General features: G+C 56.7%; 19 protein-coding genes and 1 tRNA gene. 10 read left to right on the top strand and 10 right to left on the bottom strand.

Translation table 11 applies throughout. The annotated features are described in order from the left end of the window. Positions 1 to 6: 6 nt before the first annotated feature. On the top strand, positions 7 to 1,413 hold the full coding sequence (locus WCX18_RS10130; RefSeq protein ID WP_345987467.1) for an N-acetylmuramoyl-L-alanine amidase: 1,407 nt from the start codon (positions 7 to 9) through the stop codon (positions 1,411 to 1,413). Between the two features lie 4 nt (positions 1,414 to 1,417). On the opposite strand, the gene WCX18_RS10125 is transcribed toward WCX18_RS10130, so the two are convergent. Both WCX18_RS10125 and WCX18_RS10120 read right to left on the bottom strand, forming a co-directional pair. Beyond that, the gene (locus WCX18_RS10125) at positions 1,418 to 2,485 is read right to left on the bottom strand and encodes a phosphoesterase (RefSeq protein WP_345987466.1); all 1,068 of its coding nucleotides are present in this window, start codon (positions 2,483 to 2,485) and stop codon (positions 1,418 to 1,420) included. A 17-nt stretch (positions 2,486 to 2,502) separates the two neighbouring features. Then, positions 2,503 to 2,907: an Rrf2 family transcriptional regulator gene (locus WCX18_RS10120; RefSeq protein ID WP_345985041.1), complete on the bottom strand. Its 405-nt coding sequence runs from the start codon at positions 2,905 to 2,907 to the stop codon at positions 2,503 to 2,505. Between the two features lie 225 nt (positions 2,908 to 3,132). On the opposite strand from WCX18_RS10120, the gene rpsO reads away from it, so the two are divergent. Next, positions 3,133 to 3,408, top strand: coding sequence for a 30S ribosomal protein S15 (gene rpsO, locus WCX18_RS10115; RefSeq protein ID WP_345985040.1), 276 nt, complete (start codon positions 3,133 to 3,135; stop codon positions 3,406 to 3,408). A 167-nt stretch (positions 3,409 to 3,575) separates the two neighbouring features. Here the strand turns inward: rpsO and kdsB are convergent, their stop codons facing one another. Then, positions 3,576 to 4,298 (bottom strand): 3-deoxy-manno-octulosonate cytidylyltransferase, encoded by a 723-nt coding sequence (gene kdsB, locus WCX18_RS10110; protein ID WP_345987465.1) that lies wholly within the window; start codon positions 4,296 to 4,298, stop codon positions 3,576 to 3,578. A gap of 72 nt (positions 4,299 to 4,370) precedes the next feature. Between kdsB and WCX18_RS10105 the strand changes: the two genes are divergently transcribed. From WCX18_RS10105 to trpC, 4 genes are read left to right on the top strand one after another with little or no spacing between them, the layout of a single operon-like run. Further along, positions 4,371 to 5,066, top strand: coding sequence for a methyltransferase (locus tag WCX18_RS10105; RefSeq protein WP_345987464.1), 696 nt, complete (start codon positions 4,371 to 4,373; stop codon positions 5,064 to 5,066). Continuing rightward, entirely contained in the window at positions 5,063 to 5,434 is a 372-nt protein-coding gene (locus WCX18_RS10100; protein ID WP_345987463.1) for a YkgJ family cysteine cluster protein, read from the top strand. The genes WCX18_RS10105 and WCX18_RS10100 overlap by 4 nt, the downstream gene beginning before the upstream one ends. Continuing rightward, positions 5,427 to 6,719 carry a hypothetical protein gene (locus WCX18_RS10095; RefSeq protein WP_345987462.1) on the top strand — a complete coding sequence of 431 codons (1,293 nt, stop codon included), beginning with the start codon at positions 5,427 to 5,429 and terminating at the stop codon, positions 6,717 to 6,719. The genes WCX18_RS10100 and WCX18_RS10095 overlap by 8 nt, the downstream gene beginning before the upstream one ends. Then, positions 6,719 to 7,519 carry an indole-3-glycerol phosphate synthase TrpC gene (gene trpC / locus WCX18_RS10090; RefSeq protein ID WP_345987461.1) on the top strand — a complete coding sequence of 267 codons (801 nt, stop codon included), beginning with the start codon at positions 6,719 to 6,721 and terminating at the stop codon, positions 7,517 to 7,519. The genes WCX18_RS10095 and trpC overlap by 1 nt, the downstream gene beginning before the upstream one ends. Before the next feature lie 52 nt (positions 7,520 to 7,571). On the opposite strand, the gene WCX18_RS10085 is transcribed toward trpC, so the two are convergent. Continuing rightward, positions 7,572 to 8,243: a hypothetical protein gene (locus tag WCX18_RS10085; protein ID WP_345987460.1), complete on the bottom strand. Its 672-nt coding sequence runs from the start codon at positions 8,241 to 8,243 to the stop codon at positions 7,572 to 7,574. 109 nt (positions 8,244 to 8,352) lie between these two features. Next, positions 8,353 to 8,796, bottom strand: coding sequence for a GatB/YqeY domain-containing protein (locus tag WCX18_RS10080; protein WP_345987459.1), 444 nt, complete (start codon positions 8,794 to 8,796; stop codon positions 8,353 to 8,355). 136 nt (positions 8,797 to 8,932) lie between these two features. On the opposite strand from WCX18_RS10080, the gene WCX18_RS10075 reads away from it, so the two are divergent. Further along, positions 8,933 to 9,118 carry a hypothetical protein gene (locus tag WCX18_RS10075; RefSeq protein WP_345987458.1) on the top strand — a complete coding sequence of 62 codons (186 nt, stop codon included), beginning with the start codon at positions 8,933 to 8,935 and terminating at the stop codon, positions 9,116 to 9,118. A gap of 1 nt (position 9,119) precedes the next feature. Here the strand turns inward: WCX18_RS10075 and WCX18_RS10070 are convergent, their stop codons facing one another. The 4 genes from WCX18_RS10070 to WCX18_RS10055 all read right to left on the bottom strand — a co-directional run bounded on the left by WCX18_RS10070 (position 9,120) and on the right by WCX18_RS10055 (position 12,479). Continuing rightward, on the bottom strand, positions 9,120 to 9,863 hold the full coding sequence (locus tag WCX18_RS10070) for a metal ABC transporter permease (RefSeq protein ID WP_345987457.1): 744 nt from the start codon (positions 9,861 to 9,863) through the stop codon (positions 9,120 to 9,122). Then, on the bottom strand, positions 9,856 to 10,737 hold the full coding sequence (locus WCX18_RS10065; protein WP_345987456.1) for a zinc ABC transporter substrate-binding protein: 882 nt from the start codon (positions 10,735 to 10,737) through the stop codon (positions 9,856 to 9,858). Before WCX18_RS10065 ends, WCX18_RS10070 begins: the two co-directional genes overlap by 8 nt. Before the next feature lie 110 nt (positions 10,738 to 10,847). Continuing rightward, entirely contained in the window at positions 10,848 to 12,137 is a 1,290-nt protein-coding gene (locus WCX18_RS10060; RefSeq protein ID WP_345987455.1) for a hypothetical protein, read from the bottom strand. A 78-nt stretch (positions 12,138 to 12,215) separates the two neighbouring features. Further along, the gene (locus tag WCX18_RS10055) at positions 12,216 to 12,479 is read right to left on the bottom strand and encodes a hypothetical protein (protein ID WP_345987454.1); all 264 of its coding nucleotides are present in this window, start codon (positions 12,477 to 12,479) and stop codon (positions 12,216 to 12,218) included. A 133-nt stretch (positions 12,480 to 12,612) separates the two neighbouring features. On the opposite strand from WCX18_RS10055, the gene WCX18_RS10050 reads away from it, so the two are divergent. Next, entirely contained in the window at positions 12,613 to 13,602 is a 990-nt protein-coding gene (locus tag WCX18_RS10050; RefSeq protein ID WP_345987453.1) for an HD domain-containing phosphohydrolase, read from the top strand. 89 nt (positions 13,603 to 13,691) lie between these two features. After that, entirely contained in the window at positions 13,692 to 15,227 is a 1,536-nt protein-coding gene (gene purH, locus WCX18_RS10045) for a bifunctional phosphoribosylaminoimidazolecarboxamide formyltransferase/IMP cyclohydrolase (RefSeq protein WP_345987452.1), read from the top strand. Between the two features lie 315 nt (positions 15,228 to 15,542). Here purH and WCX18_RS10040 read toward each other — a convergent pair. Then, positions 15,543 to 15,619 (bottom strand) — tRNA-Pro (locus tag WCX18_RS10040). Positions 15,620 to 15,749: 130 nt separating this feature from the next. Here WCX18_RS10040 and WCX18_RS10035 point away from each other — a divergent pair. Next, positions 15,750 to 16,655 carry a DnaJ C-terminal domain-containing protein gene (locus WCX18_RS10035; protein WP_345985025.1) on the top strand — a complete coding sequence of 302 codons (906 nt, stop codon included), beginning with the start codon at positions 15,750 to 15,752 and terminating at the stop codon, positions 16,653 to 16,655.

The following is a 16,655-nucleotide window of genomic DNA, read 5'->3' as shown; positions in this document are numbered from 1 at the left end:
GCCCTGATGACGCTGAAGCGGCTCTGCCTGATCGCCACCGCTGCCGTACTGCTTGGTACGTCCCTCAACGCGATGACCGTCTCCGAGGCGGAAGCCGCGCTCCACTCCAAAAAACAGTCCGAAATCTTCCAGGCGTACGATACCTTTAAAGCTGCCTATATGGACGCAACGATCGAAGGCGACACGGCCAAGAAACGCCGTGCGCTCGAAGGGATCGTCGCGAGCGGCAGCGCGCTGCATATCGACGTCAGCGACTACAGCAGAAAGCTCAAGACCCTGCCCGCGCCGGAACCCAAAGCCGCGCCTGCCCCGGCGGCAGCGCCGGAACCTGCGGCTGAAATGCCAAAGGTGAAAACGCCGAGCGTGAAGGGGCAGAACCGGCTGGAAGAGGTCGAATGGGACCACGGCAACCTGGTGTTCCGTTTCGAAAAGACGCTTTCGAACAAAGATGTCAACTTCTTCAAGCTGAAAAAGAGCGGGAAGCACGGCTACCGCTACGTCCTTGATATCCATGCGGTGCTGGACGAGTCCCATACGCTGACGCACCGCGACCTCAAGCGCATCAGCCTGACACAGTACAAACCGCAGACCATCCGCCTGGTCCTGGAAAGTTCCAAGGCGCTGCCGGTGCGCTTTGCAAAAGCGGAGAAGACGCTGACGGTACGTGCCGGGCTCTCCGGAGTGACGTCGCCAAAGCGCGTGCCCGTGGCAAGCCCGGGCCAGGCCCGCAACAAAGAGCGGGTGATCGTGATCGACCCGGGCCACGGGGGCAAAGACGGCGGGGCCGTCGGGCACAACCGTTACAAGGAAAAAGAGATCGTCCTCTCCCTGGCGGCGAAGACGGCCTCACGCCTGCGCGAACGCGGCTACACCGTCTACATGACCCGCAGCAACGACAAGTTCATCAAACTGCGCAACCGTACGGGCTACGCCAACAAGAAGAAAGCGGATCTTTTCATCTCCCTGCACGCCAATGCCGTGCCCAAAAGCAAGGCGCACAAAGCGTACGGCATCGAGACCTACTTTCTCTCCCCGTCGCGTTCCAAGCGGGCGACGAACGCCGCGGCCCTGGAGAACAAGGCGGAAGTCGAGGATATGGACTTTTACGGCAAGAGCACCTTCCTGAACGTCCTCAACTCCGAAAAGATCGTCGCGTCGCACAAACTGGCGATCGACCTGCAGTCAAGCGTGCTTTCGTCGCTGCGGGCCCGCTACAAAGAGGTGAAGGACGCGGGGGTCAGAGAAGGCCCGTTCTGGGTCCTGGTCGGCGCACAGATGCCGGCGGTCCTCGTCGAAATCGGCTTTATTACCCACCCCAAAGAGGCGGTGCGGATTCACAGCAATACGTATCAGGATTATTTTGCCAGGGGCCTGGCGGAGGGTGTGGAACGCTATTTCGCGAAAAACCGCTAGGGGCCTATTCGCTTTTTTGCGGCAGTTTTCCGGAGACGGATTCGCGCTTGGCGATCAGTGATTCGATCTGCGCTTTGACCTTGTCGTAGCGGAACTGCTCTTTGAAGCCCTGGATACGGCCCCCGGAGGCGTTGGGGTGTCCGCCGCCGCCCGCCCACTCCTTGGCGATGAGGGAGACGTCGACCTGGTTGTTGGCGCGCAGGCTCATCGTCCCGCGGGGACTGATGTCGACAATGAAGTCATATTCGGGGTAGGTGACGAGGAAGCCGTTGCCGATGATGGAGGTGTTGCCGACGGCATAGCTTAAAAAGCCGCGGTACCCTTTGTAGTAGATCGTCATCTCTTTGCGCTTCGCCCCCATCAGGGAGACGATGTACTTCGTCACCAGGTTGTCAAGGGTGTTGTTCTCCTCTTCGCGGAAAAACCCTTTTTTCATCAGGTGAATTTTCTCGTCCAGCACGATCGGCGCGTCAGGCAGATCGATCATCGCGGCGGCTTCCGTGAGCAGGCTCAGCTTGTAGGCGCGGTCCTGTTCGGCGAAGAGGGTCCGGCCCAGTTCGCGGGTCTCGCTGACGAGTCGCATGAGCACCTTGCCGTATTCGAAGTTCTCCGCTTCATGCTGCAGCCAGAGGTCGACGGCGTTGACGACGGCGACATAAGCCTCCATCCACGCAGGCTCCTCCTGCAGCCACCCCTGTTCTTTGGCGAATTCATAGGTGATCTTCGTGGCACTGCGGTCGGTATCGAGGAGGTACCAGCCGTAGCGCGCCGCGCTCTCCTTGCCGCTGCCGTGGTGGTCGAGCAGCTGCAGGGTGATCTTTTTGCCTGTTTCGTTGAACCGTTTGACTTCGCCGTCGAGCCAGCGGGACTCGTCGGGGGTCAGGTTCAGGTCGGTGACGAGGATCATCGCTTCGCGTTCGTGTTCAAGCGCCTCGACGATCTGCCGCAGGCGTTCGGGGACCTCTTCGCCGTAGTTGGCGTTGTAAAAATGCATGGTATGGGGCGTATGCTGCATGACAAGCTGGCAGCTGTAGCCGTCGAGGTCGATATGGGAGAGGTGGTAAATGGTCACAATGGCCTTTCTATTGGTTACTGTTCGATCAGGTCGGCGAGGGTCAATCCCTCCAAGAAGGTGTCGATCTTGCCCTGAAGCCGGTTGACGACAGGCCAGATCTGGCAGGTGGACGCCTTGTCGGAGGGGCAGTCTTTCTGGGACTTGGAGCAGTCGAAGACGGAGGGATTTTTCCCCTCGGCGGCGCAGGTGATGTCCCTGATGGTGATGTCGTGCATATCCTTCGCAAGAGCAAATCCGCCGTTGGCACCCTTGAAGGAGTTGAGGATGCCGTTGCGTGCCATCGACTGCAGGATCTTCGCGAGAAAGCTCTTGGAAATGTCGAGATCCCGGGAGAGGGTGTCGGCGTCGAGGGGCTTCTCGGCTTTGGCCAGGACGATGAGCGAGAGCAGGGCGTATTCGCTGGCACGGGTAATGAGCATGGTGTCACTTTCCGATCCCAAAGGTACACGAGATCTGATTTAATTAAGAGAAATTATATCCGATTACTCTAAAGCGTAGCTCAAAAAAATCGACTATAGAGGAGGGGTTTAGCAAAAAACGTCTTCGAGTCGCCCGTGAGGATTGCCAAAACAGGAAACATTCGCTATAATTTCGCCCTTGTTCGATTGTGAACGAAAAATTTATTATACCCTCAGGAGGCTATCATGGCTTTGGATGCGGCGAAAAAACAAGAGATTGTTAAAAAATTCGGACGTAACGAAAACGACACCGGTTCTTCAGAAGTGCAGATCGCACTGCTCAGCACACGTATTGCTGAACTGACTGAACACCTCAAAACTTTCAAGAAAGACCACGCGTCACGCCTGGGTCTGCTCAAACTCGTCGGTCAGCGCCGCCGTCTGATGCGTTACTTCAAACGCACAAACCGCCCTGCATACGACAAACTTGTTGCCGATCTCGGTATCCGCGACAACATCTAAGTTTCTTCTATGTTTCCGGCCTCTGCCGGAAGCGCTTTTTCTTCCCTTTAAATACCCATATCACTTTTAAATCTGTTTGATCGATCCATCAATCGTATCAGCCTGTCGCGTAAGCCGGCATTCATACGAAGATGCCGCTGTGCATTTGATCCGTAACGGATCCCGCTTTACTGGACTCCGAAGATCTCTTTGGCCCGTGCCAGGTCCTCCGGCGTGTCGATGCCGAAACCGGTGCTGGCGACCTTGACCATGCTGATGGGCAGCCCGTGATGAATCGCGCGGAGCTGTTCGAGCTTTTCGATATCTTCGACGGGGGCGTCGTCGAGGGCGCAGAAGTCGTGCAGGCTCTTCTTGGTAAAGCCGTAGATGCCGATATGGCCGAAGTAGGTCGCCCCGCCGCCGCGGTTGTAGGGGATCTTGGAGCGGGAGAAGTAGATGGCGTCGTGCTTCGCGTTCACGACGACCTTGACGAGGTTCGGGTCGTCGGCGGCTTCCGCGTTGACGGCGTTGTAGCAGCTCCCCATGACAAAAGTGCGCCCCTCCGCCTTGAGGGCATTAAGGCGGTCGATCAGCAGGGTGAGGACCTCCGGCTCGATAAAGGGCTCGTCGGCCTGGATGTTGATGACGAGTTCGTCGTCGGGGATGTCGAGCAGCTGCGCACATTCGTTGATGCGGTCGGTCCCGCTTTTATGTGTCGTCGAGGTGAGCATCGCCTTCACATCGTGGGCTCTGCAGACCTCGATGATGCTTTCGTCGTCCGCGGCGACGACGACGTTGTCGAGGTGGGCCACCTGCCGTGCCGTACGGACGACCATCGGAAGGCCGCCGATATCCGCCAGGACTTTTTGCGGGAAGCGGGTCGAAGCCAGACGGGCGGGGATGATGATCATGCGAATCCTTTCTTTTGGGCGAGAACGCCGCGGCACTGTATAATGACGGAATTATAAATCAAAAGGCGTTCGATGCTGCTTTACCAGCCGCAGGAGGGGTACTGCTACAACAGTGACTCGATCTTCCTGTACGACTTCATCTCCTCTTTCACGCCGCGGGGCCGCATGCTCGACGTGGGGGCCGGCTGCGGTGTCGTCGGGCTGCTGGTGGCACGCGACCATCCGAAAGTGCGGCTTGAGGCGGTGGAGAAGCAGGACGCTTTCGTGCAGTACGCCTCGAAGAACGCGGAAGTGAACGGGATCGACTACCGGGTCCATCACACGGATTTTCTCGCGTTCAAGGACCCCGAGGGGTTCGACTACATCGTCTCCAATCCCCCCTTCTATCACGAGGGGGCGTCGCGCTCGGAGAACGAAATGGTGCACACGGCGCGCTACAACCTGCACCTTCCCATCGACGCATTTATCTCCCATGCCGCGAAGCTCCTGCAGGCGCAGGGGCACCTGATGCTCTGCTACGATCCCCAGCAGTTCGCCCACCTCTGTGCCGCCTGCGAACGCGCCAAATTAAGAGTGGTTGATGTACAATTCGTTCATTCGAAACCGGATCGCAACGCGACCCTGGTGATGCTGCACGCCCGGAAAAACTCCCGTTCGCTCATGCGCGTCCGGCCACCGATTTTCGCCTTTGACGAAGATGAGTTTTCCGCCAAGAGCCTGCAGGTCTACCGCGATGCAAGGACGCACAGTATAAAATGCACCCTATGATAAAAGAAGACGGCTACCCCTACGCGTTCGACCCTTCCGCCTGCGCCGGGTGCGGCGGGCGCTGCTGCACCGGCGAAAGCGGCAATATCTTCGTCTCCCCCGACGAGATCCGGGCACTGGCGGGTGCGCTGGCGATGGAGGAGGCGGACTTCCGCCGTACCTACCTCGAAAAACGGGGCTACAAGTTCTCGCTCAAAGAGAAGATCGTCGGCATGTCGCACGACTGCATCTTTTTCGACCGAGAAACGAACGGCTGCGGCGTCTACACGGCCCGCCCCCTCCAGTGCCGTACCTTCCCCTTCTGGGAGTATTACAAGACCCGCGTCGATGAACTCAAGCGGGAGTGCCCGGGGATCGTCGATGTTTAAGTCTGCCCTTCTGACCGGAACCCTGCTGCTGATCCTCACCGGCTGCAGCCTGAAAGAGCCGACGCTCTCGCCGCAGACGAAGGCGTTCGACGAAGAGGACGCCTACACCCTCTTTGCCCTTGACGCGGAGGCGCACGGGCAGTACGCGACGGCGGCGCAGCTTTACGCGGTCCTGTACGAGAAAGCGCCGCGCATTCCCTACCGTGACCACTTCTTTGAAAACCTGCTGCATGCCAAACAGTACGACGACGTGCTGGAAAATACCGCATCGTTTCGGGAACGGGAGGGATTTGATGCCCAGGTGGAGCGCTACCGTATCCGCGCCCTGATCGGCAAAGGGGAGATGAAGGCAGCCGAAGTTGCCGCCCTGGCACTCTTGGAACAAACGAAGGCAAAGCAGGACTATATCGGCGTCTCCGAGATCTACGCCCAGCAGAAGCAGTACAATACGGCGCTGCGCTACCTGGAGAGTGCCTACGACATCGATTACGATGAGATGGTCCTCGACCGGATGGCCGTCATCCTTTACGTCAACCTCGACCGCCAGAAGGATGCCATCGCCCAGCTCGAGACGCATATCCGCCTCAACGGCTGCTCCGAACGCATCTGCAAACGGCTGGCGGGGCTTTACAGCGAGCAGAACAATATCGAGGGGATGCTGGGCACCTACCTGCGCCTTTACAGCAACTACCCCTCCAAAGACGTGGCCGATGCCATCGTCCGCATCTACAGCTACCAAAACGACATGGTTCCGTTGAAACACTTCCTTGAACAGCATCATACGGACGATGCCCTGCTGCTCAAGCTCTATATCAATGCCAAGGAGTACGCCGCGGCTTCCGAACTGGCCGAAAGCCTCTACAAGGAGAACGGCGATGCGAACTACCTGGGGCAGAGTGCGATTTTCGCCTTTGAAGGGGCGGAGGACAAACGCGATCCGAAACTGGTGGCCGAGACCGTCGAGAAGCTGAAGACGGCCGTCAAAAGCGAAAAAGACGCCCTGATGCTCAACTACCTGGGCTACCTGCTGATCGACAACGACGTTGACCCGGAAGCGGGGATCGGCTATGTCAAGGCGGCGTTGCAGCAGGAACCCGCATCGCCCTTCTACCTCGATTCGCTCGCCTGGGGGTACTACAAACTCGGCCGCTGCAGCGAAGCCGACGCAACGATGAAAAAAGCGCTCAAAGCGATGGGCGGCGAGACGGACCCCGAACTCGAAAAGCATGTCAAAGCCATTGCCGAGTGCTTGAAACGCCAACGTAAAACAACACAAGGAAAGTAATGATTCTGGATGAGATTATCGCGAAGACCAAAGAGGACCTCGCCCGCCGCGAAAAGGAGTACAGCATGGATTGGCTGGGGCGCTCCCTTGCCTTCAACGCCCGTGCACCGCGCCCGGTCATCCCGCACCTCAAAGCGACGGAGGAAGAACCGTACCGCATCATCTCCGAAGTGAAAAAAGCGAGCCCGTCAAAAGGCGTGATCCGTGAAGACTTCGACCCGGTCGCCATTGCGCAGGCCTATGAGCGCGGGGGTGCGAACGCCATCTCCATCCTCACCGAACCGCACTATTTCCAGGGGAGTCTGGACTACCTCGCGGAGATCCGCCGCTACGCAAGCATCCCGCTCCTGCGGAAGGACTTCATCGTCAGCAAGTACCAGCTGGTCGAAGCCCTCGTCTACGGCGCGGATTTCGTCCTGCTCATCGCCAAGGCGCTCTCGCGCAAAGAGCTCAAGGAGCTGCTCGACTACACCCGCCATCTCGGGATGGAGGCCCTGGTCGAGATCCATGACAAGACGGACCTCACCAAGGCGATCTTCGCCGGGGCGGACATCATCGGCATCAACCACCGCAACCTGGAGACCTTTGAGATGGATATGGAGCTGAGCTACAAGCTTATCCCGCTTATCCCGAATAACAAGATCATCGTCGCCGAGAGCGGCATCTACGAGCACGGCCAGCTCGAAGATCTCGGCAAAGCGGGTGTGGATGCCTTTCTTGTCGGTGAGTCACTGATGCGCCAGGACGACGTAGAAAGCGCGCTGCGCTGCCTCAAAACGGGCGAGGGCTGCCCGAAATAAGCGGTTTTTCTTACCTCGTCATTCCGGGCTTTGCCCGGCAACCATCTACTACTTATTTTTTATAAATTTCATGCTTACTGAGTAGTCCAACTTTTATATAGACTTCTGGGACTTTGTGGTGAGCCAAAAATTCTGTAATTTGCTTATGATATTGCTCGTAATAAGTAAGTGTGAAATCGTCAAAATTGACTATTACGAATACTAGACCATGACTTCCCTGACTAGTAATTTGCTCATGTGCACGTACTAAATCATCATTGAGCTGTCTCAAAAAACCGTCCGACAGTTCCATATATACAGTACCGTCAAAAGCTTCTCCTGTTTCATAACGTTTAATCTCATCGTCGGATAGGCCAATGGTCTTAACTTCACAATATCGTTTTATACCGGCAGCATCATATGTAAGGTCAGGGCGGGTATTTCCATTTTCATTTAGAACTCTTACATTTTCATAACCGCACTGGACTAGGAATTGATAGGCGAATGCCTCATTGAGTTGATTGAAAAATCCCTGCTTTAATTGACCCTCACGATGATCTTTGAAATGTTCCATGGCTTTTTGGGAGAGAATCTGCCATGAAGCTGGGTCCAAATATGAAAATGCTAGTTCATAGGCTTGATAGTGTGAGCTGGCCTGTGATGACAATTCAAAAACTTCATCGAGATCGTTAAAAAATGAATCGTCAGGGTAAGTAACCTTAACCCTCTCAATGAGTTCACGCATTCGTTTCAATTTTATGCACCTAGCTAAGTTATTAGTATACATTTTAGCGGATAGTATGGAAAAAATGGGGAAAGACCTTTCTTGAAGGAAAGGTCAAAGGGGTAGAGATTTATGAAAGGAGCTTTTTGACGCACTCGCTGATGCGTTTGCCGTCGGCCTGGCCGGCGAGTTCTTTGCCGGCCATCCCCATGACCTTGCCCATGTCCTTCATGGATGCTGCACCGGTCTGTGCGATAATCGCTTTGAGGGCGCTTTCGAGTTCGGCATCATCGAGCTGTGCCGGCAGGTAAACTTCGAAAACGGCGATTTCCGCCATCTCTTTGTCATAGAGTTCGTCGCGGCCCGCCGCTTTGTACTGGCCTGCGGCGTCGTTGCGCTGTTTGATCTGCTTCTGGATGATGGCGATGACGTCGTCGTCGCTGAGCTCTTTGCGTTCGTCCACTTCGACCTGTTTCATGGCGCTGCTGAGGAGTCTGAGCGCGTCGCGGCGTTCGACGTCCTTGGCTTTCATCGCCTCTTTGATATCGTTGTTGATCTGTTCTCTCAGGCTCATGGATTTCCTTTTGCTTTTAATGGCGACATTATACCTGCCTTAGATAAGCCTAAAAGAAGTGGCCTTCCATCACGGCTTTTCATATTATTAACCCTTATGCTATAAAATGGAGGCAATTGGAGTGGAAAGGAGTCCTGTGAAACTTTTCAACAAAGAATATATGAATATCTACGTCGTCACGGCGGCCATGATCGCGGCCTTTGCCTTTATGGCGATCAGCACCTGGGATATTATCGGTGACGTGAACGAACAGACCAGCGCCGACCTGGCGATCGACCGTCAGGTCGATGCCTGCTGGGACAAGAACAACCTCGACGAGTAGTTCAGGCTTTCGTACGGCTGAGCATCAGGGTACCGAGCAGTACGCTGAGGGCACCGAGAAAGACAATGGTGTACCCGGTCGGCAGGTCGAACGTGTAGGAGGCGGCGATCGCCGCGGCGCTGAAGGACCAGCCGAAGACGAAGGCAAAGCGCAGCGGCGGGAAACGCTTCTGCATGGAGGCCATGAAGACCGGTGCGATCAGCAGGGTAAAGACGACGAGCACGCCGGCAAGCTGTACCGACGAGGTGACGGTGACGGCGAGCATGACAAAGAACAGCAGCTCCTGCATGAAGCCTGTCAGGCGCGGGTAGAGCTGCCAGATCAGGAGCCCCAGCAGGGCATAGACGCCGCTGCTGTAGAGCACGTGCTCCATCGGCGTGAAAAGGATGTCGCTCGCCAGCAGCGCTTTGAAGTGTTCCATCCCCTCGGCGGAGTTGGCCAGGACCATCATGACCCCGCTGGCCCCCAGCACGTAAAGAATCCCGATAAAGGCCTCCAGGTGTAGGTTCCTGTGCGATGCATAGGCGATGAGCACGGCACTGAACAGGGCGCTCCCGAGGGTGAGCACATAGAGATACTCCCCGTGGAAAAAGCCGAGGCTGACGGCGCTGCCCAGCGCCGCGAACTGGGCGATAGCGAGATCGGTGAAGATGATGCCGCGCTCGAGCACCCCTTTGCCGAACCAGGCGTGGATCATGACGAGCACGAAGACGAGCAGCAGCGGGGGCAGAAAGATCTCAATCATGCGTCACGGCCTCCGTCAGATGGTCGAACAGGGCGCTCAGGGTGTCGACGGACTCCAGCGCGCCGAGGTCATGCGGCATCAAAACGATCTTGATCCCGGTCTTGTCGCGGATGTATTCGGCCGTTTTCGTCGAGTGATAGACGTCATGCAGGATGCAGCAGGGGTGTTCGGCGCGGATCAGCTCGATGACTTCGAGGGTGTGGCGCGGGGAGGGCGGGATCCCCGGCAGCGGTTCGATCGTGGCGATGTTCTCTAAACCGTAGGCCTTGTTGAAGTAGGCGAGGTTGTCGTGGAACTGCACGACCTTCATCCCTTTTTTCGGTGCCATGACCTGTGCCCAGCGCTCGAGGTTTTTCCCCCATTTCAGCGTGAAATCCGCAAGATTGTTTTCATAAATGCTTTTGTGTTCCGCGTCGATCGATGCCAGAAAATCCGCGATCCTCTTGGCCAGAAGCGGGATATTGTTCGGATCGAGGTGGAAATGGGGATTGCCGGCCGGGTGGATATCCCCGTTTGCCCGGTCGACCTCACTCGGTTTGTTGATAAGCTCGATGCCCTGCGCCAGGTTCAGAAAGGTCGGCGCGGAGGGGTTGACCTTGGGATTGTTGCCGCGGCGGATCAGCGGCGGGAGCCAGCCGATTTCCAGCTGGCCGCCGTTCATGATAAGCGCATCGGCCCGGCGCATCTTGGCGATCAGCGAAGGGCGGGGAACAACGAAGTGGGGGTCCCAGTTGCCCTTGGCCAGCACGACGGTCGTGACGTGGTCACCGCCGACAGCCTTCGTCAGTGCCCCGATGTAGGGGTAGCTGACGGCGATGTTCAGGTGTGCGGACAGTGCGGCCGGCAGGAGAAGGTAAAAAAGCAGTTTTTTCATGGTGCACTCATTGATTGTGATTGCGCCCCGTCATCGGTGACAGGGGCGTGCGGCTTCCCACAGCGGGAAAGCCGGTACCGCTACCGCGGCAGCCGCGGTTGTATGACGGATCAGAAGTCGTGGGCCGCATGCGCCCCGATGGCGATATTGGCCTGCAGCATGATCGTATCGACGCTCTGGCGTTCGCCGTCCTCGTTGTAGAGGGCCGTATTGTGATTATACTGAAGACGGAAGCGGCTGAACTCGCTGGGGTGGTACTCCACCATGGCGCTGATACGGTCAAATCCGTCTTCCATCTCCTGGACGGCGCCGTTCTTCGTGACGTCGTTCTGGTAGATACTGTCGTAACGGACGCCGGCGCGCCAGTTCATGTTGTAGGCGTAGACGAGCTGGGTGTAGTAACCGGCCTGCTCTTTGCGCAGGGAGGCTGATCCGAGCGTAGTCGTGTTCGTATCAAGTGCGTACTGGGTGCCCTTCATGTCTCGCATCATCCATTCGCTCTGCCACGTCAGGAAGCTGTAGGAGTCGAAGTAGTGCTTGACGGTCAGGTCGGCACCGTAGAGCGAACTCATGCCGGAAAAGGCGTGGGGCGCCTCGTCCTCGAAGTGGTCAAGCCGCGAGGTGCCGCGTGCGTAGGAGATGCCGGGCATGACGGTCGTCTCGCCGATATCAACGGCGGTTTTCGCATAGGCGACAAAGAGGGCGGGCGCGTCGGCCGATTCGGCCAGAGGGGCGGCGTCGGGGTCGGTCGCGGTCGGATCGGCGATGCTGGCGGTGCCGAACATCATCTCGTTCTCGCCCTGGAGCACCTCGCCCCCGAACATCAGGTAGGTCTCCGTCGGGGCGACCCACTGCAGCTGGACCCCCTTCTCATTGATGCCGTGATCGCCGAGGAAGGCCTGGTAGACGAGCGGCATGTCCCCGAAGTCCCAGTAGTGGTGGTGCTGGGAGTTGATGCGGCCGAAGTTTGAGAGCAGTTTTCCGCCGCGCAGACGCAGGCCGTAGGGGAGGGCGGTCGAGGTGAAGTAGGCCTCTTCGATCTCGACGCCGTTCTCACTGAAGTGGAAGGTGCCGTCAAGGGTGAAGTAGGGGTCGACGGAGCTGGAAAGTACCAGTTCGCCGTAGTTGAGGTTGAAGCCGTTGGCGGCGTTGTAGGTGGCGTGGGAGTGCTCGCCGTGGGCATGGGCGCCTATGATTCCGTGGGCGACCCCGGGGATCTCGTAGTGGGCGATCTCGTCGTCTTTCTTGTTACGGGTGACGTAGGAGGCATCGAGGATCAGCGAGATGTCCGGGATAAATTTGGACTGCTCGAAGGTGCGCTTTTCGACAGGGAGAATCGTGGCGGCATCTGCGAAGAGCAGCGTGCAAAGCAGTGGAATGGCAATAAGGGTTTTTTTCATCAAATAGACTCCGTTTCATCAGGGCACCCGGGTTGGATTTGGGATGGGTGCAAAATAGTATGGATGTTTTTTCAGGGATTAAACGAAGAAGGGAGGGGCACGGGCCGGGACGAAATGGAGCGCAAGACCGCTGTAGGAGTGTTCAACAGGGCCGGGTTCTGCAGCGTCGTGAAAGAGGATGAACGGTTCGAAAGGTGTGACGACATCGGGTGCTGCAGCGTGGGCGGCAACGGTACAGACGGGACAGTGACTCCCGTCATGGTGCGCGCTGAGGGTGTGCAGTGCTTCGCCGCTGAGGGCGACGAGAAACAGTAACAAGAGCAGCAGGCGTCTGGTTCGCATGCGGCATTATAGCGAACCACCTGGACGCTCTTTTTCCGGAAAAAAGTGATAAACATTTAAATAAACAAAAACTTTTATAAATAATTAACACATTGGAGATATGATATTGATATTTGTTTAAAAAAGAGTGATTATGAATATATTTCCGGCAAAAATTATGGTCGTGGACGAGACACCGATGCATGTCGTCACGGTGAGGGAAATTTTCGAGAAAGAGGGGTGCAGCGTTCTGGGGGCAAAAAATGAAGCTTCGGTTATGGCCATAGCTTCAGCGCTCAAAATCGACCTTATCCTGCTCGACGCAACGGCAAAAACCATGGATGGCTACGCGATCTGCAAGCGGCTCAAATCCGAAGCACTGACGCAGAAGATTCCCGTCATTTTCACCGGAACCATCCCGGGGGAGCAGGAGATCAGGCGCAGTTTTGAAGCCGGCGGTGTGGACTGTATCAACAAACCCTTCAACAGCGCGGAGCTCTATGCACGGGTCCGGACACACCTGGAACTGCAGAAGCACCGCGAACGGCAGGAGGACCAGACGCAGGAAGATCTCGTGTATACACTGGCGTACGTCGGCGAACTCCGTTCGAAAGACAAGGCACACCTCAAGCGGGTATCGGAATACAGTGCGCTGCTCGGCGAGCTCTGCGGGCTCCGGCGGGAAGCGGTGTCGATGCTGAAGATGGCATCGGCCATGCACGATATCGGCAACGTGGTCGTGCCGGAGCGGATCCTTAACAAACCTTTCCCGCTCGATACGAAAGAGCGTGAAATGGTACAGAACCATACCCAGTGGGGGGCACATATCCTCAGCCGTACCGACAGGCCCGTACTTCGCGCCGCGGCGACGATTGCGGCCCAGCATCATGAAAAATTCGACGGGAGCGGTTACCCGAAAGGGCTGAAGGGGGAAGATATCCATATCTTCGGCCGTATTGTCGCCGTGACGGATGTCTTCGACGTCCTGGTGAGCAAGCGCAGCTACAAAGAGGAGTGGCAGGTGAACAAAGCGCTCGCCTACATGACCGAAGAGAGCGGCAGGCATTTCGATCCCAGGCTTGTCGAGCTCTTTGTCGACAACCTCTGGAAGTTCCTGGAGATACGCCAAAAATACCAGGGATGATCCGCGTTTGATCCAATCCTAACCGCCCCTCTGTTAAAATTCCATCAACGAAATACATGGGCGGTATGCCCGGAAAAAGGCGAAACGGAATGAAAAGAGCACTGCTGAGCGTCAGCGATAAGAGCAATATCGTTGAATTCGCGGCGTCACTGGTGAAGCACGGCTACGAGATCATCTCGACGGGCGGCACGTTCAAAATGCTGAAAGAGGCCGGTATCGCGGCGATCGAGATTGATGAGGTCACCAAGTTCCCCGAATGTTTCGAGGGGCGCGTTAAAACCCTCAACCCCTATATCCACGGCGGCATCCTGCACCGCCGCGACAAGCAGTCGCACCTGGACCAGGCTGCGGAGCTGGGCGTCGAGCCTATCGACCTCGTCTGTGTCAACCTCTACCCTTTCAAGGCGACCATCGAGCGTACGGACGATTTCGAGGAGATCATCGAGAACATCGATATCGGGGGGCCGGCGATGGTCCGCTCCGCCGCGAAAAACTTTGACAGCGTCATGATCGTCACCGATCCCTCCGACTACTCACTGGTCCTGGGTGCCATCGAGAACGACGAGAACAGCGTCGAATTCCGCCGCAGCCTGATGATCAAGGCCTATGAGCACACGGCGGCCTACGACAGCATGATCGCCAACTATATGAACAAGCGTTTCAACGACGGTATGGGCGCGAAGCAGTTCGTCGTCGGCCAGAAAGTGATGAACACGCGTTACGGCGAGAACCCGCACCAGAAAGGGGCGCTGTACGAGTTCGAAGACCACTTCAGCAAACACTTCACGACCCTCAAAGGCGAAGCGAGCTTTAACAACCTCACCGATATCAGCGGAGCGGTCAAGATCGCGGCGGCGTTCGGCGACGAAAATGCCGTCTGTATCGTCAAGCACGGCAACCCGTGCGGCTTTGCCATCCGCGACAGCCTGCTTGACGCCTATACCGAAGCGCTCAAGTGCGACCCGGTTTCCGCCTTCGGCGGCGTTGTCGCCGTCAACGGTGTCGTCGACAAGGCGCTGGCGGAGAAGATGAACGAGATCTTCCTCGAAGTGATCATCGCCGGCCGTATCACGCCGGAAGCGCAGGCGGTGTTCGAAGCGAAGAAGCGCATCAAGCTCTTCGAATACGGCAGCGACAAGATCCTCCTCGCGAATGACGCGAGCGACTTCAAACACATTGACGGCGGCTTCGTCTTCCAGGATGCCGACAAGGTGGCCGACGACGAGATCAAGAATGCCGAGCTTAAAAGCAAGCTGAGCGCGGATGCCGCGGCGATGAAAGATGCGGAGATCGCGTGGAAAGTCGCTTCGCTGACCAAGTCGAACTGTGTCGTCTACGTCAAAGACGCGGCAATGGTCGCCGTCGGCATGGGGATGACGTCTCGCGTCGATGCGTCGCAGTGTGCACTGAAAAAAGCCGAGGCAATGGGGCTGGACGTTGCCGGTGCCGCGCTGGCATCCGAAGCCTTCTTCCCGTTCCGCGACTCCATCGACGCGGCAGCGGCCGCGGGGGTCAAGACGGTTATCGAACCGGGCGGCTCCATCCGCGACGACGAAGTCATCGCCGCGGCAGACGAATACGGAATGGCGCTCTACTTCACGGGCGTACGCCACTTCCTCCACTAAACCCTCTGCGGCTCCGGCCGCATATATTACTTTCTATACTTTACACGTAACGCATTTATTTAGGCAGATATTTTTGTTCCCCTTCTTTTTTGCTTATCCAAAAAAGAAGGGGAACCGGGAAGAAAAAAGGATAAAGGGCTGCCGCTTTCGGGACATGCCATGCCGCTGTATTCCGGCTGACACGCTGATGACCGTATCCGAATTGACAAGAGGGTGGAGTGTTATACGTTGTATTGAGTACGTAAAAACGCTTGATTTATTGGTGTTGTTTTGATGGAATTTTTTTGGAAATGTTGTAGGAAGAAAGTCTCTCGATGGTCGGGGTGACAGGATTCGAACCTGCGGCCTCTTCGTCCCGAACGAAGCACGCTACCAGTCTGCGCCACACCCCGAGGGCCGAAATTATACTACCGTAAACTTAAAAGTTTCATAAAGTGCAAAAAAACAACCTTGATTGACTTCGACTCAACTTATATGCTATACTCCCTCTTAAAAAGAAAATATAGTATTAGGTAACTGTCTATGAGTAAAAGCCTTTATGAAACCCTTGGCGTCAATGAAAACGCGACCGAATCGGAAATCAAAAAAGCCTACCGGAAAATGGCGCGCCAGTACCATCCGGATGTGAACAAGTCTCCCGAAGCGGAGGAGAAGTTCAAAGAGATCAATGCCGCGTACGAGGTTCTGAGCGATAAAGAGAAAAAAGCACAGTACGACCGTTTCGGAGACCAGATGTTCGGCGGTCAGAATTTCCAGGATTTCGCGCGTTCGCAGGGCGGCAACGTCGACCTCGATGAAATCCTGCGCCAGATGTTCGGCGGCGGGGGCGGTTTTGGAGGCTTCGGCGGCGGTGCAGGCGGTTTCGGCGGGGGTGGCGGCTTTGGAGGCTTTGGCGGTTTCGGGGGCGGCGGTTACCAGCAGCCGGTCAATCTCGACCTGGAGAGCTCCATCACCGTCCCGTTCCAGACGGCCATCCTCGGCGGCAAGCACCAGGTAAACGTAGAGGGGGAGAGTTTCGACATCAAGATCCCGGCGGGGATCAAGTCGGGCGAGAAACTCCGCGTCCGTGGCAAAGGGCGCAAGCAGGGAGGCAGCGTCGGCGACCTCTACCTCAAGATCAACATCGCATCCACCCCGGAGTACGAGCGTGACGGCGATACGTTGATCAAAACTTTTGACGTGCCGCTCTACGCGGCGCTTTTCGGCGACAAGGTGACCGTCAAGACGCTGGAGAAGGAGATCACCCTCAAGGTGCCGCAGAATACGAAAAACGGCCAGCGTTTTCGGGTAAAAGAGATGGGGGTCATGAACCGCAAAAGCAATGTGCGCGGGGATCTCTACCTCGTTGCGAACATCATCCTGCCGAATGTGGACGGCCTCGAACCCTCCCTGGTCGAGGCGATGAAAGCGCAATTACCGAAGGAGTAA

This window comes from Sulfurimonas sp. HSL1-2, from assembly GCF_039645565.1.
GTDB classification, from domain to species: Bacteria; Campylobacterota; Campylobacteria; order Campylobacterales; family Sulfurimonadaceae; genus Thiomicrolovo; species Thiomicrolovo zhangzhouensis.
This window is presented reverse-complemented; position numbering and strand designations above follow the sequence as displayed.

Coding starts and splice junctions, on each gene's coding strand:
- WCX18_RS10130 (WP_345987467.1), top strand. CDS start 7: ATGACGCTGAAGCGGCTCTGCCTGATCGCCACCGCTGCCGTACTGCTT.
- WCX18_RS10120 (WP_345985041.1), bottom strand. CDS start 2,907: ATGCTCATTACCCGTGCCAGCGAATACGCCCTGCTCTCGCTCATCGTC.
- rpsO (WP_345985040.1), top strand. CDS start 3,133: ATGGCTTTGGATGCGGCGAAAAAACAAGAGATTGTTAAAAAATTCGGA.
- kdsB (WP_345987465.1), bottom strand. CDS start 4,298: ATGATCATCATCCCCGCCCGTCTGGCTTCGACCCGCTTCCCGCAAAAA.
- WCX18_RS10105 (WP_345987464.1), top strand. CDS start 4,371: ATGCTGCTTTACCAGCCGCAGGAGGGGTACTGCTACAACAGTGACTCG.
- WCX18_RS10100 (WP_345987463.1), top strand. CDS start 5,063: ATGATAAAAGAAGACGGCTACCCCTACGCGTTCGACCCTTCCGCCTGC.
- WCX18_RS10095 (WP_345987462.1), top strand. CDS start 5,427: ATGTTTAAGTCTGCCCTTCTGACCGGAACCCTGCTGCTGATCCTCACC.
- trpC (WP_345987461.1), top strand. CDS start 6,719: ATGATTCTGGATGAGATTATCGCGAAGACCAAAGAGGACCTCGCCCGC.
- WCX18_RS10085 (WP_345987460.1), bottom strand. CDS start 8,243: ATGCGTGAACTCATTGAGAGGGTTAAGGTTACTTACCCTGACGATTCA.
- WCX18_RS10080 (WP_345987459.1), bottom strand. CDS start 8,796: ATGAGCCTGAGAGAACAGATCAACAACGATATCAAAGAGGCGATGAAA.
- WCX18_RS10070 (WP_345987457.1), bottom strand. CDS start 9,863: ATGATTGAGATCTTTCTGCCCCCGCTGCTGCTCGTCTTCGTGCTCGTC.
- WCX18_RS10065 (WP_345987456.1), bottom strand. CDS start 10,737: ATGAAAAAACTGCTTTTTTACCTTCTCCTGCCGGCCGCACTGTCCGCA.
- WCX18_RS10060 (WP_345987455.1), bottom strand. CDS start 12,137: ATGAAAAAAACCCTTATTGCCATTCCACTGCTTTGCACGCTGCTCTTC.
- WCX18_RS10055 (WP_345987454.1), bottom strand. CDS start 12,479: ATGCGAACCAGACGCCTGCTGCTCTTGTTACTGTTTCTCGTCGCCCTC.
- WCX18_RS10050 (WP_345987453.1), top strand. CDS start 12,613: ATGAATATATTTCCGGCAAAAATTATGGTCGTGGACGAGACACCGATG.
- purH (WP_345987452.1), top strand. CDS start 13,692: ATGAAAAGAGCACTGCTGAGCGTCAGCGATAAGAGCAATATCGTTGAA.
- WCX18_RS10035 (WP_345985025.1), top strand. CDS start 15,750: ATGAGTAAAAGCCTTTATGAAACCCTTGGCGTCAATGAAAACGCGACC.